This window comes from Kribbella sp. NPDC056345 (assembly GCF_042262745.1).
GTDB lineage: Bacteria > Actinomycetota > Actinomycetes > Propionibacteriales > Kribbellaceae > Kribbella.
Genome location: NZ_JBHJQQ010000012.1, coordinates 161013 through 187595 on the forward strand (window position 1 = coordinate 161013; position 26583 = coordinate 187595).

The following is a 26583-nucleotide window of genomic DNA, read 5'->3' on the forward strand; positions in this document are numbered from 1 at the left end:
CGCGACCGGACAGCGGAAGAGGATTCGACCTGGATCGACAAGGTGGAGTAGACCACTCTGATGGGCTATGACATGCCGATCGCGCTCACCAGGCGGGCGGTGATGTCCATCGGATTCGTGATCGCGTAGCCGACCACGACGGCGTACGCGCCCGCATCGCAGACTGCACGGACGTCCTCCGGCGTGCGAACCCTGCCCTCGGCAACGACCGGGCAGTCCAGCTTGGCCACCAACTGCCTGACCAGCTCGACGTCCGGTCCGCTCGGAGTGTGGCCATTGGTATAGCCGGACAGGGTCGACGCGACCAGGTCGGCACCGGCCTCACGGGCTGCGATCCCGGCTTCGAGGGTGTCTACGTCGGCCAGAACCGGTACGCCGAGTTCGTCGTGGATCCGGGCGATTTGCTGGTCCAGCCGCTGTCCGTCCGGGCGTGGTCGCCGGGTGCCGTCGAGGGCGATCAGGTCCGCGCCGGCCTTGACGATGTCGATCGCGGACTCGAAGGTCGGGGTGATGAAGACGCCGGACGGGTCGCCGAGTTTATTGATCCCGATGATCGGGAGGGCGGTGACCGCGCGGATCGCGGCGACGTCGGCAGCTCCGTTGGCGCGGATGGCGCCGGCTCCACCGGCTTCGGCGGCGCGGGCCATCAGGGCCATCGACTCCGGAGCGTGCAGCGGATTGCCGGGGGCAGCCTGGCAGGACACCACCAAGGTGCCCGGGGCGAGAACTGTCATAGTTTCCTCTGGATGACTGTCAGGGCGGTGTAGGGGCCGAGCTCAGCGGTCGCGAGTCGCTCGGCGCCGTCCAGTGCGTTGCCTGCTGCGGGGACCAGATGAGCGCGTGCGGACAGGACAGCCCGGACCGGGTCGAGCAACTGTTCATCAGCACCGGCGAACAGGCCGCCAACACACGCGACCGGGACCGCTTCGGTGCCGGCCAGTTTGCTGACCGCAGCGTCGATCGTCTCGGCGATGTCCGCGGCGGCACCGGCCAAGATGTCGAGGGCAACAACATCGCCTTCGGCGGCACACCGCAGTACGTCGGGCGCGAACCGGGCCACGTCGTCGACCAGAGTCGGCGAACGGTAGTAGGCAATCGGATCCAGCGTCGTCTCGGCCAGCTTCGTCACGGGACCACGTCCGTCCCGAGCCCGCTGTACGGCGACCAGCCCGGCCCGCCCGATCGCGAACGCACTCCCGGCGTCGCCGAACAGATACCCATGCCCGTCCAGCTTGTGCCAACTGCCATCCCGATCCACCGCCAGACACACCAACCCGGTGCCCGCAGCAACCACCACGCCGTACCCCTCCGGCAGCGCCCCCGCATGAGCAGTAACCATGTCCTGAGTCAGCCGAACCTCATCCGCACCAAGCAGTTGGAGGACGCGGGCGGCGAAGGCCTCAGCCGCTCCAGGAGCTGGCGGGTAGCCAGTCAGCCCGAGCGCGACGACTCCGACGTGAGGGCTCGCACCACCAGGAGCAGGCGAGGTCGCCTCCCTCCCCACCACCCCCGCGGCGGTGGCAGCCTCGCGAATCGCCTCGAGCATGTAGTCGGATGCGTGCGGGCCGTGGGTGTAGCCGGGGCCGGTGCCGGTTGCGCCGGTCGGGAGGACTCGGAGGCGCAGCGCCGACTGGCCACCGTCGATTGCCACGTTGACCTTCATGCGGTGATCCAGTGGGAGTAGTCGTGCCAGGGGAGGTGCCAGCGGTTGACCTTGTGGGTACGGCGGTCCTGGCCGGCGGTGTCGTTCGCGACCAGGCGGACGGAGCCGAGTTGTTCGTCGTACAGGACGGCTGGGGAGCCGGTGAAGTGCAGGGTGCCGACCTGTTCCCAGGGGGTGTGACCGCCGCGGACGTCGATCATCGAGCAGTGGTGGATGTGACCGTCCGCACCGAGGACGTAGACCTCGACCGCGTTGGCGCCGGGGTTGAAGGCGACCACGGGCTCGTCGGCCAGTTCGAGGTCGCCGAGTTGTTGCCAGCGGCCCTGGCCGACGCGGTCGTCGAGGTAGGTGTGGTGCAGGTGACCGTCGGCGCCGCGGACGTAGATCTCGTCCGCCCCGACCGGTTCGTTGCGCGCCCACACCGGTTCGCCGGCCGCGATGAGGTCGCCGAGAACCGCCTGTACGTCGTCCTGGATCCGGATCACCCGGCCGTCGTCGCGGCGGGTGAAGGTGGCCGGTGCCGGCTGACCGGCCTGGATCGCGTCGAATTCCGCCCGAATCGACGCGGGCAGACCGGACAGGCCGGCACCGGGGTCAGGAGCCGGCGGGAAGAAGCTGTCGCCGGTCAGGTAGAGCATCGCACCAATGATCGCAGGAGCGACCGACCACCCGGTCTCCACGCAGTACGGTCCCCAGCCGAGGTCGGCGTTCGAGCCGAAGTACTCCCAGGAATCGAAGTCGAAGGCGCGCTGCCAGGCGCCGTCGAGCTGCTCGTCGTCGGGGTCGTCGATCTGGATCCGGCTCAGGTAGTCGAGAACGCCGTGCGCGAGCTCCTGGAACACCGGCTCCCCAGTCACCCGGTAGGCCAAGGGCAGCGCCCAGGCGGCGAACGGCGTTCCGTAGAGCTGATCCGTGACCAGATCACCGTTGGCCGCGAAGATCGCGGCCTCGTCGACGCCGTACGCCTCGTTGCTCGGCGGGCACTTCCCGTCCCATTCGGCGAACCCGCCGTCCGGCCCCTGCCGACTCCTCAGGTACCCCGCCAGCGAGCGCATCGTCTCGAGGTACAGCGGCTTGCGGGTGTAGTGGTACGCGCCGACCAGCGGTAGCAGGAAGCGGCCGGCCTCACAGGTCCGGCTCGTCTCCAGCCGGGCCCGAGGATGCTGGCCAGCCATGTGGTCGAGCCCGCGAGTGGCCGTATCGAGGTAGCGCTGATCGCCGGTCAGGCCGTACGCGTAGAGGTACGCGCACTGCGCCGAGCTCTGCCAGTGCGACGTGAGATCGAGCCCGTCCTCGATCGGCGACCGCGCGATCTCGTCCCAGCCCTTCACCAGCAGCGTGGACGGTGTCCGCCACGGATCGACCTGCAGACCGAGTTCCGCGCTCGACGTCCGGATCAACGCCTCGACCCCACGCAGACCGGGCTCGACGGCACCGGACATCAACGTGAACAGCGAGATCCAGCCGTTGTCGTCGGCAAACAAGTTGTTCGTGCCGGTGAGATCGGTCCGCGCACCCCGCGGTTCGAAGGAACCGTAGAGCTGGTTGCGGTCGGTGAGCTGTTGCTCCTCGACGACCAGCCGCATCAGGTTGTCGGCGATCGTCCGGCCGCGCGGGAAGTCGGCGAGCTCGGCGTACATCCGGAACGCGTGCGCGGTCTGGGTGAAGCAGTCGCCCCGCGGTACCGGCCGGAACGGAAGCTTGCCCTCAGCATCGATCTCGTTGGAGAACCCTTCGGCGACACCCTTCGAGCCGTCCGGCGCGTCGTAGAACATACCGGCCCGGTCGTACCAGGCGATCGCCCGATCGACCATCCGGCGATACCGTTCCGCACGCGGTCCGACCGTTACGGAGACCTGTTGGCCGCCGACCGCGAAGGTGTGTTCCCCGTCGGCGAGGTACTGGGGGTCCGATTCGAACCGGCCCGGTTTCGTCTCGACCAGGTCGAGTTCGGCGACCGGTTTGATGCAGGAACGGACCACGAGCTTGACCGGCTCACCGGTCGCGACCCAGACCCGGGGCTCGGTGAACACCTCCATGTCCTCGGCAAGCTGGACACCGGTCAGCTGCCCGACAACCACCTGCAGCAGGCGGCGCCACCGGCGTACCGGCTTGTAGCGGCCCTTGAGGTGGTGGCTGAGCGCGGTCGTCGCGTAGAGCAACCGGCCGTCGCCGACCGGGATGTCGAGCAGCGCCGGGAAGGTGACGTCCGGCGGACCGAAGATGGCCTCATGGGTCCCGGCGACAGTGCCGTAGCTGCACAGCTCGACCGCGTTGCCGGGGGCAACCACCTGCTGGGCCTGCGAGGAGTGCTCGTCGAGGATGTGCAACGGTTCGATCCCGGCCAGTGCCGCCGTGGTGAAGATCCGCTCGATGTGCGCGGTCCGGATCTCGCCCGTCGGGAGAAACCCGGTGTCATCAAGTGCGAACTCCACGTACGCCGACCCGCCCGCGCGCACGTACTCCGCCAGCCCGGCCACGTCGAGGCGCTCGGGTTCGGGGTACCGGCCGGCCACCACGATCACAGCCGGGTACGAGGAGAGGTCCACGGGAAGTTCGTCGTACCGGACGGAGGCGAGGCCGGCCTGGTCGAGTGCGGCCGTGAACGCGGCGGCCGGGTCCGGCGGGCCGATCACGGCGACAGGCACAGATGCGGTCACCGAATCACTGTCCCCGACTGAGGGCAGCCGGTAAAGCACCTCGGGTAGACCACTCGGGCCTCGGAGGGACGACGCGTCGTACTGGGCGAAGGTGGCCGAGGACGCCGGGTTCGACGGGCTGTGGACCGGTGACAACCTGCGGAACCCGCGGGATCCCGCGGTGCCGGTGCACGACGGGCCGACGATCATCGCGGGCTGGGCGGCGACCACGGAGCGGATCCGGGTCGGCATCCTGATCGCGAACCTCGTCTTCCGGCACCCGACCGTGCTGGCCAAGACCGCGACCACGCTCGACCACATCTCCGGTGGCCGGTTCGATCTCGGGATCGGCTCCGGCGTCTGGCCGACCGACCACGGGATGGCCGGTACGCCGGTCTGGACGGCGCGCGAGCGGTCCGAGCGGCTGGCCGAGTTCGTGGCGGTCGTGGAGCGGCTGCTGTCGGGTGACGTGGCCGACCATGACGGCTGGCGCTATCCGTACTCGCTGGCGGCGATGACGCCCGGGACCGTCCAGGAGCGGCTGCCGTTGATCATCGCGGCGAACGCACCCAAGGCACTGGCCGTGGTTGCGGCGCACGGGGACGGGTGGGTGACCTTCCCGGGAGCGGCCGCCGAGGAGGAGTTCTACGCGAAGTCGATCGAGCGGTCGCAGGCTCTCGACGCGGCGCTGGACGGGCGGAAGATCCGGCGGCTGCTGCTCGGTTACGGCGAGCTGGATCCGTGGGGTTCCGAGGACGGCTTCGCGCGGCTGGTCTCGCGCTATGCGGCGATCGGTTTTGATGAGCTGGTGCTGTATGCGCCCAAGGAGCACGAGAAAGTGGTCTTCGAGAAGGTCGCGAACAGGCTGGACAGCTACCGCTGACTGCCGCCTAGGGTGTGAGCCCATGGGTGACTTCAACGGGCTCGACGTTCATCTCGGCAATGTCGCGCGGCTGTCAGCGGCCCGCACGTTTTCCATCAGTGCCGAGAATCGGGACGGCGTGAAGGGTGGCGGCGCGCGGGCGACCGAGGGGGCGATGTCGCGGCAGGCCCGCGATCTCGGGGTCGGCTGGAAGATGTCCCCGTGCATCCCGCTGCCGGCCGGTTCGACCACGACGCTGGCCGAGATCGAGGGCTCCGGTGCGATCACGCATATCTGGATGACGGTCGACAAGAAGGTCTGGCGCTCGCTGGTGCTGCGGGCGTACTGGGACGGCGAGGAGACGCCGTCGATCGAGGTCCCGCTCGGTGACTTCTTCTGCAGTGGCTGGGGTGAGCACGCGCAGGTCAGCTCGGTACCGATCGCGGTGAACCCGTCGGGCGGCTTCAACAGCTACTGGCAGATGCCGTTCCGCGCCGGTGCCAAGATCACCATCGAGAATCTGCAGGAGGTCGACGTACCGGAGCTCTTCTATCAGATCGACTTCGTGCGCACCGAGGTTCCGGAGGATGCGGCGTACTTCCACGCGCAGTTCCGGCGGTCGAACCCGGTCCCGTACGGCGAGGTGCACACACTGCTGGACGGTGTTCGGGGCCAGGGGCAGTACGTCGGCACGTATCTCGCGTGGGGCTGTAACAACACCGGCTGGTGGGGTGAGGGCGAGGTCAAGTTCTATCTGGACGGCGACGACGAGTTCCCGACGATCTGCACGACCGGGACCGAGGACTATTTCGGTGGCGCGTGGGGGTTCATTCATCCGGAAGGCGTGTATGCGACGTTCACGACGCCGTACCTGGGGATGCCGCAGGCAATCCAGCCGGACGGGTTCATGAAGAACCAGCAGCGGTTCGGGTTGTACCGCTGGCACCTCACCGACACGATCCGCTTCACCTCGGACCTGCGCGTGACCGTGCAGGCTCTCGGGTGGCGGCGCGACGGCCGGTTCCTCCAGCTCCAGGACGACCTTGCCTCCACGTCGTTCTGGTACCAGACCTTGCCGCACGCGCCGTTCCCTGTTCTGCCTTCCCGGGACTACCTGGAGGTCATCTAGCCCTCGATGTTCGACATGACGTGCTTGATGCGGGTGTAGTCCTCGAGGCCGTACATCGACAGGTCCTTGCCGTGGCCGGAGTTCTTGAAACCGCCGTGCGGCATCTCGGCGACGATCGGGATGTGGGTGTTGATCCACACGCAGCCGAAGTCGAGCTTGCGGGACATCCGCATCGCCCGGCCGTGGTCCTTGGTGAAGACGGATGAGGCCAGGCCGTACTCGACGCCGTTCGCCCATCTGAGCGCTTCGTCCTCGTCGGAGAAGCGCTGGACGGTGATCACCGGGCCGAAGATCTCGTCCTGGATCGCCTCGTCGTCCTGGTGCAGGCCGGACACGACCGTGGGCTCGAAGAAGTAGCCGCGGTCGCCGATCGCGTGCCCACCGGTCTGTACGGCGGCGTGGTCGGGAAGGCGGTCGACGAAGCCGCGGACGCGGCCGAGCTGATCGGCGTTGTTCAGGGCGCCGTACGCGACATCGTCCTCGGGCTGCCCGGTCTTGGTCTGCTTGGCCTGCTCGGTCAGGGCGGCGACGAAGTCGTCGTGGATCCGCGGACCGGCGAGGACGCGGGTGGCCGCCGTACAATCCTGGCCTGCGTTGAAGTAGCCCGCACCTGCGATCGCTTCAGCGGCCGCCTCCAGGTCGGCGTCGTCGAAGACGACCACCGGCGCTTTGCCGCCGAGCTCGAGGTGCGTGCGCTTGAGTTTGCGCGCGGCCGACGACGCGACCTCGCGTCCCGCGCGGACCGAGCCGGTGATCGCGACCAGTTGCGGGATGTCGTGCTCGACCAGCGCGCGGCCGGTGTTGCGGTCGCCGCAGACCACGTTGAGCACGCCCGGCGGGAGGAATTCGTTGCACACCTCGGCGAGCAGGACTGTCGAGGCCGGGGTGGTGTCGCTCGGCTTGAGAACGATGGCGTTACCGGCCGCGAGGGCGGGCGCGATCTTCCAGATCGCCATCATCAGCGGGTAGTTCCACGGGGTGACCTGGCCGACCACGCCGATCGGCTCGCGGCGGATCCAGGAGGTGTGACCGGGCATGTACTCGCCGGCGGACCGGCCTTCCAGGACCCGGGCCGCGCCGGCGAAGAAGCGCAACTGGTCCACACAGGGCGGGATTTCTTCGCTCGCGGTCAGCGCCAGCGGCTTGCCGGTGTTGCGGCTCTCGACCGCGGTGAACTCGTCCGCCCGCTGCTCGATCGCGTCGGCGATCTTGAGGAGCGCACGCTGCCGATCGGCCGGCGTACTGTCCCGCCAGCTCTCGAATGCCCGGGCCGCCGCGGTCATCGCCTGGTCCACGTCCTCCGGCCCGGACAACGGCGCCTGGGTGTACGACTCCCCGGTCGCGGGCGCGATCACGTCGTACGTCGCTCCACTCAGCGCGGCGGCGGGTTTGCCGTCGATGAAGTTGTTCAGGGGCACGAGGCGTCCTTTCTGTTCGGGCCGAAGACGAGGTCGCCTTCGACATAAGTGGCCCGGACCCGGGCGGTGTTGATCTCGTCGGTGGGTGCGGTGAAGGGATCGCGGTCGAGGATCGCGAGGTCCGCGAGGGCGCCGACCGCGATCCGGCCGGTGTCGTCGGCATGGTTCACCCAGGCGCTGCCTTTGGTGTACGCCGCGAGTGCGGTCGTCAGGTCGAGCGCCTGCTCGGGGAGGAAGGGGTCGTCGGCTTTGTCGGTACGGCGGTTGACGGCGACGTGGATGGCCTCCAGGGGGTCGGGGCTGGAGACGGGCCAGTCGGAACCGGCTACGAGTCTTGCTCCCGCTTTGGCTAGTGAGTTGAAGGGGTACTGCCAGCCGGTGCGCTCGGGGCCGAGGAACGGGATGGTCAGCTCGGTCATCTGGGGTTCGTAGACTGCCCAGAGAGCTTGCATGTTGGCGGCGACGTTGAGTTCTTTGAATCGTGGGATGTCGTCGGGGTGGATGACCTGCAGGTGGGCGATGTGGTGCCGGTTGTCGTTGATTCCGTTGCTGGCTTCGGCTTTGGCGAACGCGTCGAGGGCTTCGCGGGCGGCGCGGTCGCCGATCGCGTGCACGTGGACCTGGAATCCTGCCGCGTCGAGTTGGGTCACATGCTCTTGCAGTGCTTGGGGATCGACGAAGGACAGGCCGCTGTTGGCGGTGCGGCAGCCGCAGCCGTCGAAGTAGGGGTCGAGCATGGCGGCGGTGAAGTTCTCGGCGACGCCGTCCTGCATGATCTTCACAGTGCCGGCGCGAAATCTTGGGTGCTTGAGTTCGTTGCGCTTGGCAATCAGTTCGGGGATCTGCTCGGGGCCGCGGTCACGCTGCCACCAGAGGGCGCCGTTGACGCGGGCGGTCAGGCGGCCTGTTTGCGCGAGTTCGACGTACGCGGGGGTGGAGTCGCCGATGTTGGCGTAGGCGCCGAGGATCGCGTCCTGCCAGCCGGTGATGCCGAGGGAGTGCAGGTAGGCCTGGGCGTCGAGGAGGGCGCCAACCATCTCCTGGTGGGTGGTCGGGGGAACCAGCTGCCCGACCAGGCTCATCGCCCCTTCGTGGAGGGTCCCGGTCGGGGTGCCGTCAGCGGTGCGCTCGATCCGGCCGTCGGGTGGGTCGGGGGTGTGCGCGTCGATGCCGGCCAGTTGGAGCGCCTTCGAGTTCGCCCAGGCACTGTGGTGATCCGCGTTGACCAGGAAGGCGGGTCGATCGCCGGTGACCGGGTCGAGGTCCGCCGCGTTCGGGGCGCCGCCCGGGAAGTCGGGCTGGTGCCAGCCGCCGCCCAGAATCCACGGTGCGGTCGGGTGCAGAGCGCCGTACTGGCTGATCTTTTCCTGGTACGCCGGGAGTCCGTGGAACGGGGAGAGGTCGCAGTGGGCGCGCTCCACACCGCCTTGGACGGGGTGGATGTGCGCGTCGACGAAACCGGGAAGCAGCAGACCGCCCTCCAGGTCGACGACCTCGGCGCCGTTGCGCTGCCCCAGGTCCGGGCCGATCGCCGCGATCCGGCCGCCCTTCACCGCGACCGCGAGACCCGGCCGGTACGCCGTCCCGTCGAAGACGGCGCCGTTCACGAACAGGGTGTCCAAGACACAACCTTCCTGGTGCTTCCGGGTGCTTCCGGGTGCGGAATCCGATTGATTTGGCCTTCTTGGATGCTGACATCGACACTCTATCGGCTTCGCGGGCACGAAATCACTTGCCAGCGAAGATTTTCCCGGGCAGGATGGCGCCCATGGCCGACACCATCGGAGATGCCGAATTCGCCAAGCTGCAGCAGTCCGCGCGCGACCACCTCTGGATGCACTTCACCCGGATGTCGAGCTACGACAAGGCCGACATCCCGGTGATCGTCCGTGGTGACGGCGCGTACATCTACGACGCTCAGGGCAAGCGCTACCTGGACGCACTGGCCGGACTCTTCGTCAGCCAGCTGGGCCACGGGCGCACCGAACTCGCCGAAGCCGCCGCCAAGCAGGCCTCCGAGCTCGCCTTCTTCCCGTTGTGGTCGTACGCGCACCCGAAGTCGATCGAGCTCGCCGAGCGGGTGGCGGGATACGCGCCGGGCGATCTGAACCGGGTCTTCTTCACCAGCGGTGGCGGCGAGGCCGTCGAGACCGCGTGGAAGCTCGCGAAGCACTACTTCAAGCTCACCGGCAAGCCCGGGAAGCACAAGGTGATCAGCCGGGCGATCGCGTACCACGGCACCACGCACGGCGCGTTGTCGATCACCGGGCTGCCCGACCTGAAGGCGCCGTACGAGCCGCTCGTGCCGTCCACCTTCCGGGTCCCGAACACGAACTTCTACCGGGCGCCTATTCACGGTGATGATCTAGAGGCCTTCGGTCGGTGGGCCGCGGACCAGATCGCAGTCGCGATCGAGAACGAGGGCCCGTCGACAGTCGCCGCGGTCTTCCTCGAGCCGGTACAGAACGCCGGCGGCTGCTTCCCGCCGCCCCCGGGGTACTTCCAGCGGGTCCGCGAGATCTGCGACGAGTACGACGTACTGCTGGTCAGTGACGAGGTCATCTGCGCCTTCGGCCGCCTCGGCACCATGTTCGGCGCCGAACGCTACGGCTACCAGCCCGACATCATCACCTGCGCCAAAGGCATCACCTCCGGCTACTCACCGCTCGGCGCGGCAATCGCCACCGACCGCCTGTTCGAGCCCTTCTCCAAGGGCGACGCCTCATTCGCCCACGGCTACACCTTCGGCGGCCACCCCGTCTCCGCCGCGGTCGCCCTGGCCAATCTGGACATCTTCGAGAGCGAAGGCATCAACGAGCACGTCCGGGACCACGAGGGGGACTTCCGGGCCACACTCGACAAGCTCCTCGACCTGCCCTTGGTCGGCGACGTCCGCGGCGCGGGCTACTTCTACGGCATCGAACTCGTCAAGGACAAAGCCACCAAGGAAACCTTCAACGCCGACGAGTCCGAACGCCTCCTCCGCGGCTTCCTCTCCAAAGCCCTCTTCGACGCCGGCCTCTACTGCCGAGCCGACGACCGCGGCGACCCCGTCATCCAACTCTCCCCACCCCTGATCTGCGACCAGTCCCACTTCGACGAAATCGAACAAACCATCCGCGCAGTGCTAACCGAAGCCGAATCCAAGCTGTAGTCCTCCCCGTCTCCGGGCTGCCGCGGGAGGTGCTCCTCAGCGAACGCGGGCGCGCCTACGCAAAGAACGTGCGTGCCAGCGCCTGGGGATCGAGCTGGCGCGGGTCGCGGCCGGTCATGATTGCGAAGAATGTGGGACCGATGAGGCGGGCAGTCGCTAGCTCGAGGGCCTCCGGCGTGTCGTAGGTCGGTACTGCGCGCGTGATCACCGCCCGCGCGCTGCTGCCGAGGATGTCCTTGCCTGCAAGGAGCTGTGCGACTTCGGGGTCGTGCTGGGCCTCGCCGATCAGGGCGCGGTAGGCGGAGCCGGCGTGGGAGTGGGCGAGGAAGTTGATGAGCGCTTGGAGGTAGGTGGTCAGGTCGGCGAGTGGGTCGTCGGTGGGGGTGACGGTTAGTTCTTCTTCGGCGTCGGTGGCGCTGGCTTCGAGGAGGATCTCGGCCTTGGTCGACCACCAGCGGTAGACGGTCTGGCGGGAGACGCCGGCTCGCTCGGCGATGCCCTTCATGGTGACGGCCGCGTAGCCGACCTCGACGAGGAGGTCGTCGACTGCGTGCAACACGGCTTCTCTTGCGCGTTCGCTGCGGGGGCGGCCGACCTTGCTCTCCATGGCAGCACTCTAGCTGGACACGGTGACTCGATATTGCCAGGCTGAGAAGGGCCAGGCCGAGCGATGCTCGGCTGGAGTTGTTGCGGCTAGTGGATGTCTGCGGCCAGGCGGACGGCGAGGCCAGCGAAGACGGCCGCGCAGAAGCGGTCGAGCCGGCGGCGGAAGGTTCCCCCGACCCGGACGACACGCTCGGTCAGGCTGCCTGTGCCGGTGGCCAGGAACTGCGGCACGAAGGCGAGATAGAACAGGATGACCTTCGGGTTCGCCAGGTTGGTTAGCGTTGCCATCAGGTAGGTCTTGCGCAGTGACCGCTTCGGCACCCGGACCTGCTCGGAGACCTGCTCCCCGCGCCGGCTCGCCCGCCAGTTGGTGACCGCGAGGTACAGCAGGCTGCCGCGATGGTGTGGACCGCGATCCCGGTCGACATCCCTGCGGCGGCCACGACACCGGCCCGACGGAATTCGCCTGACGCTAAGGACAGGTAGTAGTCCGTCCGTGACGACCGACGGGCATCGTGTTGAGCGCAGCGGGCGATATACGTACCCACCTACTACATGTCGTTACCGACACAGGACGGCAGTGATCGCGCTCTCACGGAGAGGGTTCGAGGCATTGACATCGTTGTAAGGGGTGGGGATGGTGGTGGGGCAGTCTTCCGCGTCCGCCCCGATGTTGCGGAGTAGATATGCCGAAACTTCTTGCTGGGTTGATGTCGCTTGCCCTCTTGCTGGGGATTCCGGCGCCGGTGGGTGCGGCGACTGTTCATACGGTGACGTTCGTCAATCAGTCGGGGCAGACCTTGTGGGTGGGGGCGACCGTCAATGCGGACAGCTCGGTCAACTTGAGTGGGTTGCCGACGTTGGCCAGCGGACAGTCGGCGACTGTGACGATTCCGGAGGGGGCTTGGCCTTATCACTGGCGGGGGAAGTTCTTCGGGCGTCAGGGGTGTGCCGGGCAGTCCGGGTCTACGTTCAAGTGTGCGGTGGGGGACTGTGGGCCGTGGGCTGATCGGTGCAGTCTCGGGGAGCAGCCGACCAGTTTGGCGGAGTTCAATTTCGATCAGAACGACGGGCTCGCGCCTTGGTACAACGTCAGTTACGTGAATGCGTTCTCGGTGCCGATCACGATCCGGGCCAACGATGCGCAGGCCTCACCACCGGAGTGCGAGACGATGGGGTGCCCCGAGAACCTGTTGCCCTATTGCCCGCAGGTCAACAAACGCGTCGGCACGGACGGCGTCACGCCGTACTGCCTGAATCTCGATCGCGACCACCGGACGCCGTACAGTGACGCGCTCAGCTCGCGGTGTCCCAAGGCCTACGCGTGGTCGAAGCAGGATGCCGAGCAGGGCAATCAGACCGTCCGTCAGTGCCGCAACTGCACCGGTTTCACGGTCACGTTCCACGCGGTTTAGAAGTCGAAGCCGAGGCCCAGCCGGTCGAGGGTGCGGAGCCAGAGGTTTCGGTGGCCGGCGTTGGCGTCGGCCTGCGACATCGAGTGGCGGGTCAGGTGGATGCCGGCGGAGCGGATGGGTTCGGGCGGGAAGGGGACCGGGCGCGTGCGGACCATCCGGAGGGCGGTGCGTTCGGTGGATTCGCGGTACAGGTGGTCGAGCATGACGTCGGCGCCGAAGCGCGTCGCGGCGACGCCCAGCCCGGTGTACCCGAGGGCGTAGGCGGTGCGACCCTCGTGGGCGGTGCCGAAGAAGGCGCAGAAGCGAGTGCTGGTGTCGATGACGCCGCCCCAGCGGTGCGTGAAGCGCAGGCCCTCGAGCTGGGGGAAGGTGCTGAAGAAGTGCTCCGCGAGCATGGTGTGTACGGCGGTCTGCTGCTCGTACGCCGGATTGATCCGACTGCCGAAGTGGTAGAGCGGGGTGTAACCGCCCCAGATGATCCGGTTGTCGCGGGTCAGCCGGTAGTAGTGGAAGAGGTTGGACGCGTCCCCGACGCCCTGCCGGTTCTGCCAACCGATGCTGGCGAGCTGGGCCGGGGACAGCGGTTCACTCGCGAGCACCAGGTCGTAGACCGGGACGGTGAAGAGCCTCAGCCGACGCAACAGAGACGGAAAAGCGTTAGTGGCAAGGGCAATCCGCGCGGCACGCACCGAGCCACTGGCCGTGGTCAGGCGGCCGTCGTGGAGCGCCGTGACACGGGTGTGTTCGTGGATGCGAACACCGACGTCCAGGCAGGCTTGGCGGAGGCCCCAGGCCAGCCGCGCGGGCTCGACGAGCGCGGTGGAGTGCGGGTCGTACAGCCCACCGAGATACGTCGGTGAGTTGAGCTCCGCCCGTACGGCGTCCTGATCCAGCAGCACGACATCGTCGCGGCGGGCCGCCTCCTCGGCCAGCTCCTCCAGGTGATGGGGTGCGGTCGCGACCGTGAGTTCGCCGGTACGGCGCCAGTCGCAGTCGATCCCGAGTTGGGCGATCGTGGCGCCGATTGCGTCGAGGTTCTCCGTGCCGAGGCGCTCGATGGTGGCGAGTTCTTCGGGCCAGCGGGCGAGACCGTTGGCGTACCCGTGCGTCAGGCTCGCATCGCAGAACCCGCCGTTGCGGCCGCTCGCGGCCGAGCCGCAGGTGTTGGCTTCGAGGAGTACGACGTCGAGCCGCGGGAAGCGTTCCTTGGCGCGGAGCGCGGTCCACAGGCCGGTGTACCCGCCGCCGACGATCGCGAGATCGGTCGCGATCGGTCCGGTGAGCGGAGGCATCGGTTCGGGCGCTGCCGGGTCGTTAAGCCAGAAGACCTCGGGCGCCGCATCCGCCAACGCCGCCGCCACGCTCACCCCTCAACTCCGCGCTCGGCGGCGGCGGGTGATTTCGCCGGCTAGGACGAAGAACAGTGCGAGCAGGAACATCGCCGTACCGATGACGTTGATCTGTGGTGGGATGTCGCGCTGCGCCGATCCCCAGACGTACATCGGGAAGGTCACCGTGGTCCCGGCGTTCAGGTTGGTGATGATGAAGTCGTCGAACGACAGCGAGAAGCTCAGCAACGCGGCCGCCATGATGCCGGGGAAGACGAGCGGGAAGGTGACCCGCCAGAACGTCTGCCACTCGTTCGCGTACAGGTCCATCGCGGCCTGTTCCAGCCGCGAATCCATCCCGGCCAGCCGTGCCTTGACCGTCACCACCACGAACGACAGACAGAACATCACGTGCGCGATCAGGATCGTCCAGAACCCGAGTCTCCCGCCGAACCCGCTCGACACGAACAGCGCCAGCAGGGACGACCCGAGCACGATCTCCGGCGACGCCATCGGCAGGAAGATGAACAGGTTCGTCGCCGACCGTCCGCGGAACCGGTGCCGCACCATCGCGAACGCCATCAGCGTCCCCAGCGCCGTCGCGACCACGGTCGCCAGCAGACCGATGCGCAGCGAGGTGCTGACGGCGTCACACAACCCGTACGGCTGACATGGATGCGCCCAGTTGTCCCAGGTGAAGCCGTCGAACGTGTACGACAACCGCCCCTTCGGCTGGTTGAACGACATCAGCATCACGACAACGATCGGCGCGAACAGATACAGCAGCACGATGAGCCCCAGCACCATGATCAGGTGCCGTCCGATGAACCGTCCGACGCGCGTCATACGAGGTCATCCGTTCCGGCTCGGCGGACGTAGAACAGGACCAGTACGACGATCGCCGCCATCAGCGTCACCGACAACGCGGCCGCGGTCGGGTAGGCCCCGGCCGCGAACAATCGCTGGATGTCGTTGCCGATCATCCGCTGCTTCGGCGTACCGAGGAGCTGGGCGTTGATGTAGTCGCCGGCGGCCGGGATGAACGTGAGCAGGGTGCCCGCGACCACGCCCGGCATCGACAGCGGCAACGTGACCACGCGGAACGTCGTCATCGGCCCCGCGAAGAGGTCCCCGCCGGCCTCGATCAGGCGGCGGTCGATCTTCTCCAGGCTCGCGTACAGCGGCAGCACCATGAAGGGCAGGAAGTTGTAGGTCAGACCGGTCACGACCGCGGCCGTGGTTGCGAGCAACCGTCCGTCCGGGCCGAGGATGTGCAACCACTTCAGCACATCGACGACGAAGCCGTTGTCGCTGAGTAGGAGCTTCCACGAGAGCGTGCGGATCAGGAAGCTGGTGAAGAACGGCGCGATCACCAGCGCGAGCATGAGGTTCTTCCAGCGGCCGGCCTTCATCGCAATCGCGTAGGCGAGCGGGTAGCCGAGCAGCAGGCAGAAGGCCGTGGTCAGCAAGGCGTACCAGAGCGATCGCCCGAACGGCCGCGCGTAGTCGGCCATCGTGTCGGCGAAGTTGCTGAAGCTCCAGGTCATCGAGAAGCCGTTCTCGATCGACCCGTTCGGATCGTACAAACTTGCTGCCAGCAACGAAACCAGCGGGACCACGAAGAACAGCAGCAGCCAGAGCCCGCCGGGCAGCAACAGCAGGTACGCCGTCAGTCGCCGCCCGGACCGTGGTGGAGCCGGGGTTTGGGTGGCGGCGCTCAGCTGGCCGACGGCGCTCATTCCACGTCCTCGACCCCGGCCAGCGCGTCCTGCGCCGCGTCGAGCAGGAAGCTGTGCGCCGGCCGCCAGTGCAGGTCGACCGCGGCACCGGCGGTGAAGGAGTCGCGGGCGCCGGTGTTCTGCTCGAAGACGGTGAGCTCCTGACCCCACGGCAGCTTCGCCAGGTACTGCGTGCTGACGCCGACATAACTCACGTCCGTGACGACGGCACCGAGGAGTTGGTTCACCCCGTCACCCTCGTCGGAGCCGGCCGGGGCGAGGAACACCTTTTCCGGCCGGATCCCCAGCCAGACCTCGCCTTCGGTGACCCGGCAGCGGGCCGCCGGAACAAGCACCTTGCGGCCTTGGATGTCCACGATCAGGTTCTCGTCGGCCTGGCCGATGATCGTGCCGCGGATCAGGTTCGACTGACCGAGGAAGTTCGCCACGAACGTGGTCGCCGGCAGGTCGTACAGCTCGGCCGGACTGCCCAGCTGCTCGATCAGGCCGCCGTTCATCACCGCGATCGTGTCGGCCATCGTCATGGCCTCCTCCTGATCGTGGGTGACATGCACGAAGGTGATCCCGACCTCGGTCTGGATGCGCTTCAGCTCCAGCTGCATCTGCCGCCGCAGCTTCAGGTCGAGAGCGCCGAGCGGTTCGTCGAGCAGCAGCACCTGCGGACGGTTGATGAGTGCGCGCGCCAGCGCAACTCGTTGCTGCTGGCCACCGGATAGTTGCCCGGGGCGCCGTTTGCCGTAGTCGTTCAGCTCGACCAGGTCGAGCATCTCCTCGACCTTCGGCTTGAAGTCCTTGACCTTGCGGCGCTTCAGCCCGAACGCGACGTTCTCGAAGATGTCGAGATGCGGGAACAGCGCGTAGTTCTGGAAGACGGTGTTCACCGGGCGCTTGTACGGGCGCAGTCCGGTGATCTCGTCGTCGCCCAGGCGGATGGTACCGGTGGTCGGTTCCTCCAGACCGGCGATCATCCGCAGGGTCGTCGTCTTCCCACAACCCGAGGGACCGAGCAGCGCGAAGAAGCTTCCCGCGGGGACGGTCAGGTCGAGGTTGTCGACGGCTCGATGACCCGCAAACTGCTTGCTGATGCCTTCTAGAACGAGATCACTGGTCATCTATCAGCCCCCGATCGCGAGGTTGAAGTCGGTTTCGTAGAGCTTCGCCTTGGCCGTGTCGAGCGGCATGAACGACGAGGTCTTCGAAAGCATGGCCTGGTCGGGGAAGACCAGCGGGTTGTCGACCAGCTCCGGGTCGATCTTCTCCATCGCCTGCCGGGCGCCTTCGACCGGACAGATGTAGTTCACCCAGGCGGCCAGCTCGGCGGCGACCTCGGGATCGTAGTAGTAGTTCATCAGCGCTTCGGCATTCGCCTTGTGGGTCGCCTTGTTCGGCACCAGCATGTTGTCCGACCAGAGGTTGAGACCCTCTTCCGGTACGACGAACTTGATGTCGGCGTTGTCGGCCTGGAGGGCGAGGACGTCACCCGACCACGCCATACAGGCCGCGATGTTGCCGTCGTTCAGGTCCTGCACGTAGTCGTTCCCGGTGAAACGGCGGATCTGGCCGGAGCCGACCGAGCTCTCCAGCTTCTCCAGCGCCTTGCTCCACTCGGCGTCGTTGAACTTGCCGGGATCGGCACCGACCAGGCGCAACATGATCGCCATCGTGTCCGGCATCTCGGACAGCAGCGTGACCCTGCCCTTGAGCTCGGACCTGCCGATCAGGTCCGCCCAGCTGCCGACCTTGCCGGTCACCTTCTCGTTGTAGGCGATCCCGGTCAGCCCACTCTGCCACGGCACGCTGTAGTCGCGGTTCGGATCCCAGCTGGGCGACTTGAGCTGCTTGAGCAGGTACTTGTCGACGTTCGGGGTCTTGGCGTGGTCGAGCTTCTGGATCCAGCCGAGGCTGACCATCCGGGCGGCCATCCAGTCGGTCAGCACGAAGAGGTCGCGGCCACTGGGCTGACAGGTGCCGAGCTGGTCGCGGACCTTCGCGTAGAACTCGGAGTTGTCGTTGACGTCGGCGGTGTAGGTGACCCGGATCCCGGTCTGCTTCTGGAACGCGTCCAGCGTCGGCAGCGCGGTCTTGCCGTTGACCTTCTCCTCGGACTCGTCCATGTAACTCGGCCAGTTCGAGAAGTTCAGCAGCTTCTGGGTGCCGGACTGGTCGGTGCTGATGCACTTGTCCGCGCTCTGCCGGGCCGGCGGGATGCCGCAGGCTGCCAGCGCACCGGCCCCGAGACCTACCCCGAGGCCGCGCAACACCGCCCGGCGGCCGAGGACCGGCGTACGACGAGGTCTCACGCATACCTCCTTGCAGGGGCTGTCGCGGTGGATACTGTCAAACCATCCGGCTTGAGACAAGGGATTCCGTAGCGAACTTCGATTTTCGCAACGAAATCCGCTTCAACAGGTAAGATCAGACGCGTGGCAGTTCGAACGGGGCACCCCGACAAGAACCAAGGTCTCCTGGACGAGACCTCCAAAGCGATCATCGAACAGCTCCAGGTGGACGGACGGCGCTCGTACGCCGCGATCGGGAAAGCGGTCGGCTTGTCCGAGGCCGCCGTACGGCAGCGCGTCCAGCGACTGACCGACGCCGGCGTGATGCAGGTCGTCGCGGTGACCGATCCGCTCGAGCTCGGGTTCGACCGGCAGGCGATGATCGGGATCAAGGCCGAGGGGGCGCTGGAACCGATCGCGGATCAGCTGGCCGCGATGGACGAGGTCGAGTACGTCGTGATCACGGCCGGCTCGTTCGACCTGCTGATCGAGGTGTTGTGCGAGAGCGATGAGCACCTGCTGCAGGTGTTGTCCGAGCGGGTCCGGCAGATCAAGGGCGTGAAGAGCACGGAGAGCTTCGTGTATCTGAAGCTGGTGAAGCAGACCTACTCGTGGGGTGTGCGCTGAACCTCTGGGGCACTGCTGAGGTGACGCGGTCCCCGTTGCCCGGGGACCGGGATGCCGACGTGGTGATCGTCGGTGCGGGGTACACGGGGTTGTGGACCGCCTACTACCTGGCGAAGGCGGACCCGTCGCTGCGGATCGTCGTACTGGAGCGCGAGACGGTCGGGTTCGGGGCTTCGGGGCGCAACGGTGGGTGGTGCTCGGCGTTGTTCCCGGCGTCCGCGCGGAAGCTCGCTGCGTTGCCTGGGTCGAGCCGGTCGGCTGCGATCGACATGCATCGGGCGATGCAGGATTCGGTCAACGAGGTCGGTCTGGTGAGCGCGGCGGAGGGGATCGACTGCGACTACCACAAGGGCGGCACGATCGTGCTGGCCCGCTCCCAGGCACAGCTGGCGCGAGCCCGCGCCGAGGTGGCCTCCGCGGGCGAGTGGGGTCCGGGGGACCTGCGATTCCTTGGGCGGGACGAGGTGGAGAACCATGTTCGCGCGACAAAGGTGCTGGGGGCAACGTTCACTCCGCACTGCGCGGTGATTCATCCGGGGAAGCTCGTCCGGGGACTGGCTTCGGTTGTCGAGGGCCTCGGCGTGGTCATTCACGAGCAGACGCCGGTGGATGTCATCTCTCGCGGACGAGCCGTTACGCCGTACGGCGTGGTGCGGGGTGAGGTCGTCGTGCGTGCGACTGAGGGGTTCACCGGGGGACGCGCGGTGGCGCCGGTGTACTCGTTGGTGGTGGCTACTGAGCCGCTCGACGACGCGACGTGGGACCGGATCGGGCTGGCTGATCGGCCTTCGTTCAGCGATCACCGGCACCTGATCATTTACGGGCAGCGGACTGCCGACGGCCGACTGGTCTTCGGTGGGCGCGGGGCGCCGTACCACTTCCGGTCGCGGGTGCGTCCGGCGTACGACTCGGAGCCGCGCGTGTTTGCGAAGCTGCAGGCGACCTTGCGGGAGCTGTTCTCGTTGGAGGGTGTGCGGTTCACGCATGCGTGGGGTGGAGCGCTAGGTGTGCCGCGGGACTGGTGCGCATCGGTCGGGCTTGAGGGCGGGTTTGCGTGGGCGGGTGGGTATGTCGGGGACGGCGTCAGTACGACGAACCTGGCCGGGCGCACGCTCACCGACCTGATCCTCCGCCGCGACACCGCCCTGACCCGCCTCCCCTGGGTCGGCCACCACTCCCGCCCCTGGGAACCCGAACCCTTCCGCTGGCTAGGCATCAACGCCGGCCTCCGCGCCATGACCCTCGCCGACACCGAAGAACGCCTCACCGGCCACAACAGCCAACTAGCCCGCCTAATGGCCCCGCTACTCGGTCATTAGCCCACCCCTGCACGTCATGCCAGGTGCATGCGGATGCCCCGCCCGTGATTGGGGCTGCAGGGTGCATGTGGTTAGCCCCACCCGCGAATGGGGTTGCAGGATGCAAGGGAGTTACCCCGGCCGTGAGTGGCGTTGCAGGGTGGAAGCGAGTTGCCCCGGTCGCGGCCTCGCCAACTCACCTCGTGCGGTTCGGGTGGCTTGTGCGTTGGTCGGTGACTTTTTCGCATATAGCGCCCATTAGTTGCCGGTCTCGTGCCCAGGCAGATTCGTTTGATGCGTTGGGTCCGGCTCTAGCTGCTAGGTGATGCCGGCTTTGGTGTCTAGGTGTTGGAGCAGGTCGTGGGCAGCGATCTCGATCTTTTTGTGGCGCCACTCAGAAGCTCGGTAGACGCAGGCGATCAGGCCTGTTCGGTGGATTCGGCGGAGGTCGCCGTAGACGAAGGCGTAGCGGGCCTTGGTTTCGTCGTTCGCGCCTTCGGTGAGGCCTAGGTGCCAGGCTGCGTATTCGTCCCAGGAGTGCTTGTCCAGGAAGGCGTTCTGTGCGTCTGCGTGCGGCTGGACCGCGCCCCAGTCGCTGTCGAGGACGTACTGCCGGGCGTCGATCAGCTTGCGCGCGTGCTCGACTGCGGCATCGTTGACCTCGTAGGTGGCCATACCAATGCCGGTTCCCACCAGCTCACGCAGTTAAGCCCAGCGGTGAAAGCGGTTGGGTGTCGCCCCACCCGACAGCACGTGCACGGGTGGGCCGAAGCACATCCACCCGAGCTACTCCACAACAACAAACTCCCGCTGGAGGGCGTGGAGGGGGAGGCCGGTGAGGTGGATGGTGGGGGAGAGCCAGTCGTTGAGGATGGGGGCTTCGGTGGCTAGGTGGTTGGCTAGTTCGGTGCGGCTTAGTTCGAAGACGTGGGCGGGGTTGCCGGTGAGGTCTACGACGGTTTGCATGAGGTGGCTGGCTTGTTCGTTCCAGAGGGGGTCGTTCGCGTCCAGGTCGTCGGGGCGGATGAGGAGGAGTTCTACGTCGGACTCGAGGTCGCCGTCGGCGCGGGCCAGGGCGCCGTACACGGAGGCGTGGACGGGCGGGAGGCGCCAGGCGGCTAGTTCGTCGGTGATGCGGTTGACGAGGGCGGCGCGGAGGTCGGCCAGGAACTCGACTACCGGGGCGGTGAGGTGCTTGCGGTTGAGGCGGTAGGAGAGTGAGTTGCCGGCGTCGTCGACGTGGACGAGGCCGGTGGCGGCGAGGCGCTGGAGGACCAGGCGGACGCCGGCGACGCTGCCCTGACCTGCGAGTTTGTGGACCTCACGGCCGGACAAACCCTCGTCGGCGCGGGCCAGGACCTGGAGGACCGGGCCGTCCAGGGAGGGGATCACGGTGCTGATCGGCGTCTTCAGGTCCATGACGAGACCCTAGTAACCGATCAGCTCCGTAGAGTAATCATGCTGACGGCTCAGCCTTTGACGGCGCCCGTGAGGCCGTTGACGATGTAGCGCTGGAACAACAGGGCCAGCAGCACCGGAGGCAGAGCAGCCAGTACGCCGCCCGCTGCCACCAGCCCGAAGTCCGACGAGAACTTGCCGGTGAACTCGGCGATCGCGACCGGGATCGTCTTGGAGTTCGTGGTCGAGGTGAAGATCAGCGAGTACAGGAACTCGTCCCACGCGAGCAGGAACCCGAACATCGCGGTCGCGACGATCCCGGGGCGGGCCAGCGGAAGCACGATCCGGACCAGGGCTCCCAGCCGGGAGCACCCGTCGACGCGGGCCGCGTCCTCCAGTTCGGGCGGGAGGCTGAGGTAGAAGTTGCTCATCGTCCACAGGCAGAACGGCGTGACTATCGAGCAGTAGGTGATGATCAGGCCGAGCTGGGTGTCCAGCAGGTGCAGGTTCGCCAGGGCCAGGTAGAGCGGGATCACCAGCGCGATCGGCGGCAGCATGTAGATCGCCAGGAACGCGAACAACGTCGTACGGCGGAAGCGGAAGCGCAGCCGGGCGAACGCGTAGCCGCCCAGGCACCCGACCACCAGGGAGATCAGCGTGGTCGCCGACGCGACGACCAGGCTGTTCACCATCGAGACGCGGAAGGTACCGGCGATCCCGTCGGTACCGGAGGTGAAGATGTCGGTGTAACGCGAGAACGTCGGATGAGCAGGCCACAGTGAGCCACTCGACAGTTCATCGGCAGGCGAGACGCTTGAGATCAGCAGCCAGCTGAACGGCGCCAGTACGACGATCGCCAGCAGCCCGCACATCGCGTATTGGAACTTGCGCATCAGACCCCCGCCATCTGGTTCTGCCGGAGCACCCGCAGGTAGAACATCGCCAGCGCACCGACCGCGATCACGATCAGGTACGCGAGAGCGGCGCCGTACCCGAAGAGCTGATTCGAGAACGCCTGCAGATAGGTGTAGAAGGCAACGGTCTGAGTGCCGGAGGCGGGACCGCCGCCGGTCATCACGTAGACGATGTCGAACACCTTGAACGCCTCGATCGTGCGCAGGACCAGCACCACCGCGATACTCGGCTTCAGCAGCGGTACGACGACCTGCCAGAAGGTGCGCCAGGTCGACGCACCGTCCACCACTGCCGCCTCGCGCAATTCAGCAGGGATTGTCTGCAACCCGGCGAGCAGGAAGAACGCGACGATCGAGGTGTTCTTCCAGACGTCGGCGACGATCACCATGTTCAGCGCCAGGAACGGCGAGCCCAGCCACTGGATCTCGGTCCCGAGCCGGTGGTTGAGGACGCCGTACTGGCCGTTGTCGATCCAGCGCCACAGGGCGCCGTTGACGATCGTCGGGAGTGCCCAGGGCAGTACGACGAGACTGCGCCACAGCCACTTGAAGCGCAGCGGCGCGTTCAGCAGCAGCGCGACGCCCATCCCGAGCACGAGCTCGGCCGCGGTCGAGACCACCGTGAAGTACGCAGTGTGCCCGAGCACCGGGTAGAACGACGGGTCGTTGAAGACCTTGGTGTAGTTGCTCAGCCCGGCGAACGGATAGCTGCCGGGCATCGCGCTGTCGACCTTGTAGAACGACATCAGCAGCGTCCGGAGCACCGGGTAGAGCACCACACCGAAGACGACTATGGCCGCCGGCAACAACAGGAACAGCGCGAACCGTCCCTCGCCGCGGACCCGTACCGGTTTCACGACTGCAGCAAGCTGTTCGCCTTGTCCGCCGCGTCGTCGAGCGCCTTCTGCGCCGGCTTGCGTCCGAGCAGCGCCTGCTGCAGCTCGGCCTGCAACACCTGCGAGAAGGCGTTGTAACTCTTCGCCTGCGGCCGCAGGATCAGGTCGTCCAGCTGCTTCTTCGCCTGCGGTACGACGGCCGGGTTGGTCTTGACGACGGCCGGGTCCTCGTACGACGTCGCCCAGACCGGCAGCGAGGACAGCGCGTACTTCTCCTGCTCGGGCTGGCTGGTCAGGTGCGAGATGTACTTGAACGCGGCGGCCTGATTCTTACTGCCTGCGGTGACGCAGAGCGCCATGCCACCATTCACGCCCGGCCGGCCGACAGTGCCCTTCGGTGTCTGCGCGACCTGGACCAGTCCGGCCACCTTGCTCTGCTTGGCGTCGTTGGCGGCGCCGTACATGTAGGTCCAGTTCAGGACCAGGCTGGCCTGGCCGGCCTGGAACACACGCTGTACGTCGGCCTCCAGCGACTGCGTCGAGGCCGGGTTGGTCAGTCCGTCGACGATCGTCTGCCGCATCCACTCCAACGCCTGGACCCCTCCACCGGCGTTGAAAGCGACCTTGCCCGAGTCGTCGAGGAACTTGCCGCCCATCGCACCGAGCAGCTGGGCGTAGTCGCAGACCAGCGCCTCGGCCTGCTGCCACGACCAGATGAACGGGTACTTCACGACACCGGACTCCTTGAGCCGGCGGGCCGCCTTCAGCGTTCCCTCCCAGGTGTCGAGCCACTGCGGGTTCGCGTTGGCCACGTCCAGGTGCTGGGTGTTCAGGAACAGGTACTTGGTGTCCATGATCCACGGGACGCCGTACAGCTTGCCGTCGTACTCGGCGGTGTCGATCGCGCCGGCGAGCATCTCGGTCTTCCACGCGGCCGGCCACTGCCCGCTGACGTCGGTGATCATCTTCTTGCTGCCGAACTCGGCCGGCCAGATCACGTCGATCAGCACCACGTCGTACGTCCCGGCCGGTCCGGCGGCGACGATCTTGTCGTGCAGCGCCTCGTAGGCGACGAACTCGGGTGTCACCTTGATCCCGGGGTTCGCGGCCGTGAACGAAGCCGTCATCTTGGTGACGTCCGCCTCGGTGTAGGCGGCCTGCTTCATGAACAGCGCCCGGATCTCACCGCTGCTCCCGCTGCCCTGGTCCCCCGTGGTCGCGCCCTTGCCCCCGCTGCACGCGGCCAGGAATGCCGCCAAACCGGCCGCACCGGCCGTCTTCACCACGGTCCGCCTGTCGATCGCCACCATCGCCCCACTCCAGGTCTTTTATTTGTTAGGTAACTTTCCTAACATACGCCTGGGCTGACCGCCACCCTGTACGGCGTTCCGGTGGGTGGCGAAGAAGGTGTGGAGGTCGTGGACGAGGAGGTGGGGGGCTTGGTGGGCGGCGTAGTGGCCGCCGGAATCGTGGTGGGTCCAGGTGGTGATGTTGGCGTGGTCTCGGGTGGCGTAGGCGCGGATTGAGCGGAGATCGTTGCGGAACTGGGAGAGGGCCAGCGGGACGGTGGTCGGGGCCTCGGGCGGGGGTTGGGTCGCGTAGTCGGCGTAGAGGTGCAGGGCGGAGGCTGCGGTGCCGGTTAGCCAGTACGCCGTGATGTGGGTGAGGAGGGTTTCCGGGTCGAGGTCGCGCATGGCTTGGCGGTTCCAGGCGAGGAGACCGACTGGGGAGTCGTTCAGGGCGGCGCCGAGGATGTCGGGTCGTTGCTCGTGGACGTGGGCGTAGGAGCCGGATGAGCGTTGGAGTTCGCGCAGACTGTCGAGCGCGACTTGGTCGTCAGGGCTCAGGCCCGTGCGGTCGGGCTCGGTGCTTGGCGGGTAGGACAGCCACTCGCCTTCGGGGAAACAGAACAGCTGGGTGACGTGTACGCCGGTGACGGCTTCCGGGGCGACTCGGCCGAGCTCCGGCGCGATGTGCGAACCCCAGTCGTTGCCGGCCGCGCCGTACCGGCGGTAGCCCAGTCGTTCCATCAACGTCGCCCAGGCGCGCGCGATCCGGCGTGGGCCCCAGCCGCGGTCGGGAGTCGGGCCGGACCAGGTGTAGCCGGGCAGGGACGGGATGACGAGGTCGTAGCCGAGATCGGTCAGTGGGCCGATCACGTCGACGTACTCGACGACCGAGCCCGGCCAGCCGTGGGTGAGGATCAGCGGGAACGCGTTCGGCCGGGGTGAGCGCACGTGCAGGAAGTGGACGTTCGTCCCGTCGATCGTCGTCGTGTACTGCGGGTACTGGTTCAGCCGCCGCTCCCAGACCCGCCAGTCGTACTCGTCACGCCAGTAGTCCACCAGCGTCTGGAGCTCCGGCTCGACTGCAGACCGGACGCCGGCCAGTCGGCGGCGGAGGGCGGTGAGCTCCTCCGACGGGACATCGATGACGTACGGCGTCAGTCCTGAGCCGCCAGCCATCGCAGGCCCTCCTCCGCGTGCTCGACGATGGTGAAGTGGCTCGCGCCCTCGTGGAGCTGCAGCGTCGCAGTCGGGCAGTGCGCGGCGAGCCAACCACCGTGCGACGGCGGAATGATGCGGTCCGCGGTGCCGTGCAGCAGGAGGATCGGCGCGGTGATCGTGCTCGGGTCGCAACCCCACGGCCGCGTGTACGACGCGTCGTCGTCGATCTGCCCGTACGGCCCGGCATCGAGTCCGGGCCCGGCCACCTTGCCCAGCCAGCCCCATGGCCCCTCGAAGAGCCGGTGGTCGGCAGCGGCGAAGCCGGCGTCGTACTCGAATCCTGAGTTGTGCAAGGCGGCTCTCACATCAGCACCCGCGGCCGCGCTACCAAGCGCAGCAACACCGGACGGAAGCATCCCGCCGAACCAGTCCAGCCCTTCAGCCCCGTACGGCGCGATTGCGGCGAGCGTGACGACCGCGCGGACTCGATCACCGAGTACGGCGGCGGTGCCGAGCGCGAAGGTCCCTCCGCCGGAGTACCCGACCACCGCGAACCGGTCGAGCCCGAGCGCATCAGCCACAGCCTCGGTGTCACGGGCGACCGAGGCGACCGTTCGACCACGTGCCACGGTTGAACCGCCGTACCCAGGACGGTCGAAGGAGATCCAGCGGAGGCCTAGGCGTTCGGCGGCCGCGAAGAGTGGTTCGGGTGGAGCACCGACGTTCGGGGTGCCGTGGTTCCAGATCACCGGGATGCCGTCCGAGCCGGCGTCGTACACGTGCAGGGTGCGGCCGTCAGGCAGGTCGAGGTTCATGTCGGCGACGTCGGAG

24 protein-coding genes and 1 pseudogene are annotated in these 26583 nt (G+C 67.3%); 6 read left to right on the plus strand and 19 right to left on the minus strand.

What is annotated here, in order from left to right:
- Positions 1-65: 65 nt before the first annotated feature.
- Genes ACFCV3_RS33770 through ACFCV3_RS33780 form a run of 3 tightly spaced genes read right to left on the minus strand, consistent with a single transcriptional unit; the run spans position 66 to position 4323 of the window.
- Positions 66-734, minus strand: a complete 669-nt coding sequence (locus ACFCV3_RS33770) for an N-acetylmannosamine-6-phosphate 2-epimerase (protein ID WP_376037072.1) — start codon at positions 732-734, stop codon at positions 66-68.
- A complete protein-coding gene (locus ACFCV3_RS33775) occupies positions 731-1663 on the minus strand; it encodes an N-acetylglucosamine kinase (RefSeq protein ID WP_376037075.1) in 933 nt (310 codons plus the stop codon). The genes ACFCV3_RS33770 and ACFCV3_RS33775 overlap by 4 nt, the downstream gene beginning before the upstream one ends.
- Entirely contained in the window at positions 1660-4323 is a 2664-nt protein-coding gene (locus ACFCV3_RS33780) for a hypothetical protein (RefSeq protein WP_376037078.1), read from the minus strand. The genes ACFCV3_RS33775 and ACFCV3_RS33780 overlap by 4 nt, the downstream gene beginning before the upstream one ends.
- Positions 4324-4399: 76 nt before the next feature.
- On the opposite strand from ACFCV3_RS33780, the pseudogene ACFCV3_RS33785 reads away from it, so the two are divergent.
- Positions 4400-5185, plus strand: a pseudogene (locus tag ACFCV3_RS33785) (LLM class flavin-dependent oxidoreductase); the annotation flags it as partial.
- A 22-nt stretch (positions 5186-5207) separates the two neighbouring features.
- Positions 5208-6293, plus strand: a complete 1086-nt coding sequence (locus ACFCV3_RS33790; protein WP_376037081.1) for a glycoside hydrolase family 172 protein — start codon at positions 5208-5210, stop codon at positions 6291-6293.
- Here ACFCV3_RS33790 and ACFCV3_RS33795 read toward each other — a convergent pair.
- Complete coding sequence (locus tag ACFCV3_RS33795; protein WP_376037084.1) at positions 6290-7711, minus strand: gamma-aminobutyraldehyde dehydrogenase; 1422 nt, start codon at positions 7709-7711, stop codon at positions 6290-6292. The genes ACFCV3_RS33790 and ACFCV3_RS33795 overlap by 4 nt on opposite strands.
- On the minus strand, positions 7702-9333 hold the full coding sequence (locus tag ACFCV3_RS33800) for an amidohydrolase (RefSeq protein WP_376037087.1): 1632 nt from the start codon (positions 9331-9333) through the stop codon (positions 7702-7704). Before ACFCV3_RS33800 ends, ACFCV3_RS33795 begins: the two co-directional genes overlap by 10 nt.
- A 146-nt stretch (positions 9334-9479) precedes the next feature.
- Here ACFCV3_RS33800 and ACFCV3_RS33805 point away from each other — a divergent pair, with 146 nt between their 5' ends.
- Positions 9480-10865 (plus strand): aspartate aminotransferase family protein, encoded by a 1386-nt coding sequence (locus tag ACFCV3_RS33805; RefSeq protein WP_376037090.1) that lies wholly within the window; start codon positions 9480-9482, stop codon positions 10863-10865.
- A 55-nt stretch (positions 10866-10920) separates the two neighbouring features.
- Here ACFCV3_RS33805 and ACFCV3_RS33810 read toward each other — a convergent pair whose 3' ends face one another.
- Together ACFCV3_RS33810 and ACFCV3_RS33815 are read right to left on the minus strand one after the other, a co-directional pair.
- A complete protein-coding gene (locus tag ACFCV3_RS33810; RefSeq protein WP_376037093.1) occupies positions 10921-11472 on the minus strand; it encodes a TetR/AcrR family transcriptional regulator in 552 nt (183 codons plus the stop codon).
- Positions 11473-11558: 86 nt separating this feature from the next.
- Positions 11559-11999, minus strand: a complete 441-nt coding sequence (locus ACFCV3_RS33815) for a LysE family translocator (RefSeq protein ID WP_376037177.1) — start codon at positions 11997-11999, stop codon at positions 11559-11561.
- Between the two features lie 158 nt (positions 12000-12157).
- On the opposite strand from ACFCV3_RS33815, the gene ACFCV3_RS33820 reads away from it, so the two are divergent.
- Positions 12158-12886 carry a thaumatin family protein gene (locus ACFCV3_RS33820; RefSeq protein WP_376037096.1) on the plus strand — a complete coding sequence of 243 codons (729 nt, stop codon included), beginning with the start codon at positions 12158-12160 and terminating at the stop codon, positions 12884-12886.
- Here ACFCV3_RS33820 and ACFCV3_RS33825 read toward each other — a convergent pair.
- The 5 genes from ACFCV3_RS33825 to ACFCV3_RS33845 are packed head-to-tail and all read right to left on the minus strand — an operon-like array spanning position 12883 to position 18253.
- On the minus strand, positions 12883-14253 hold the full coding sequence (locus ACFCV3_RS33825; RefSeq protein ID WP_376037099.1) for an NAD(P)/FAD-dependent oxidoreductase: 1371 nt from the start codon (positions 14251-14253) through the stop codon (positions 12883-12885). The two genes, ACFCV3_RS33820 and ACFCV3_RS33825, sit on opposite strands and share 4 nt — an antisense overlap.
- A 3-nt stretch (positions 14254-14256) precedes the next feature.
- A complete protein-coding gene (locus tag ACFCV3_RS33830; RefSeq protein ID WP_376037102.1) occupies positions 14257-15060 on the minus strand; it encodes an ABC transporter permease in 804 nt (267 codons plus the stop codon).
- Complete coding sequence (locus tag ACFCV3_RS33835) at positions 15057-15953, minus strand: ABC transporter permease (protein WP_376037105.1); 897 nt, start codon at positions 15951-15953, stop codon at positions 15057-15059. The genes ACFCV3_RS33830 and ACFCV3_RS33835 overlap by 4 nt, the downstream gene beginning before the upstream one ends.
- On the minus strand, positions 15950-17065 hold the full coding sequence (locus ACFCV3_RS33840) for an ABC transporter ATP-binding protein (RefSeq protein ID WP_376037108.1): 1116 nt from the start codon (positions 17063-17065) through the stop codon (positions 15950-15952). The genes ACFCV3_RS33835 and ACFCV3_RS33840 overlap by 4 nt, the downstream gene beginning before the upstream one ends.
- A gap of 3 nt (positions 17066-17068) precedes the next feature.
- Entirely contained in the window at positions 17069-18253 is a 1185-nt protein-coding gene (locus tag ACFCV3_RS33845; protein WP_376037111.1) for a spermidine/putrescine ABC transporter substrate-binding protein, read from the minus strand.
- Positions 18254-18418: 165 nt separating this feature from the next.
- On the opposite strand from ACFCV3_RS33845, the gene ACFCV3_RS33850 reads away from it, so the two are divergent.
- Complete coding sequence (locus ACFCV3_RS33850; protein WP_376037179.1) at positions 18419-18859, plus strand: Lrp/AsnC family transcriptional regulator; 441 nt, start codon at positions 18419-18421, stop codon at positions 18857-18859.
- 20 nt (positions 18860-18879) lie between these two features.
- Positions 18880-20178, plus strand: a complete 1299-nt coding sequence (locus ACFCV3_RS33855; RefSeq protein WP_376037114.1) for an NAD(P)/FAD-dependent oxidoreductase — start codon at positions 18880-18882, stop codon at positions 20176-20178.
- A 297-nt stretch (positions 20179-20475) separates the two neighbouring features.
- Here ACFCV3_RS33855 and ACFCV3_RS33860 read toward each other — a convergent pair whose 3' ends face one another.
- The 7 genes from ACFCV3_RS33860 to ACFCV3_RS33890 form a co-directional block, all read right to left on the minus strand.
- Positions 20476-20832: a hypothetical protein gene (locus ACFCV3_RS33860; protein WP_376037116.1), complete on the minus strand. Its 357-nt coding sequence runs from the start codon at positions 20830-20832 to the stop codon at positions 20476-20478.
- 111 nt (positions 20833-20943) lie between these two features.
- Complete coding sequence (locus ACFCV3_RS33865; protein ID WP_376037119.1) at positions 20944-21576, minus strand: hypothetical protein; 633 nt, start codon at positions 21574-21576, stop codon at positions 20944-20946.
- Between the two features lie 50 nt (positions 21577-21626).
- Positions 21627-22448 (minus strand): carbohydrate ABC transporter permease, encoded by an 822-nt coding sequence (locus ACFCV3_RS33870; protein ID WP_376037122.1) that lies wholly within the window; start codon positions 22446-22448, stop codon positions 21627-21629.
- Positions 22448-23326 carry a carbohydrate ABC transporter permease gene (locus ACFCV3_RS33875; RefSeq protein WP_376037123.1) on the minus strand — a complete coding sequence of 293 codons (879 nt, stop codon included), beginning with the start codon at positions 23324-23326 and terminating at the stop codon, positions 22448-22450. The genes ACFCV3_RS33870 and ACFCV3_RS33875 overlap by 1 nt, the downstream gene beginning before the upstream one ends.
- A complete protein-coding gene (locus ACFCV3_RS33880) occupies positions 23323-24615 on the minus strand; it encodes an extracellular solute-binding protein (protein ID WP_376037124.1) in 1293 nt (430 codons plus the stop codon). Before ACFCV3_RS33880 ends, ACFCV3_RS33875 begins: the two co-directional genes overlap by 4 nt.
- 18 nt (positions 24616-24633) lie before the next feature.
- Complete coding sequence (locus tag ACFCV3_RS33885; RefSeq protein ID WP_376037127.1) at positions 24634-25770, minus strand: alpha/beta fold hydrolase; 1137 nt, start codon at positions 25768-25770, stop codon at positions 24634-24636.
- On the minus strand, positions 25749-26567 hold the full coding sequence (locus tag ACFCV3_RS33890; RefSeq protein WP_376037129.1) for an alpha/beta fold hydrolase: 819 nt from the start codon (positions 26565-26567) through the stop codon (positions 25749-25751). Before ACFCV3_RS33890 ends, ACFCV3_RS33885 begins: the two co-directional genes overlap by 22 nt.
- Positions 26568-26583: the final 16 nt, after the last annotated feature.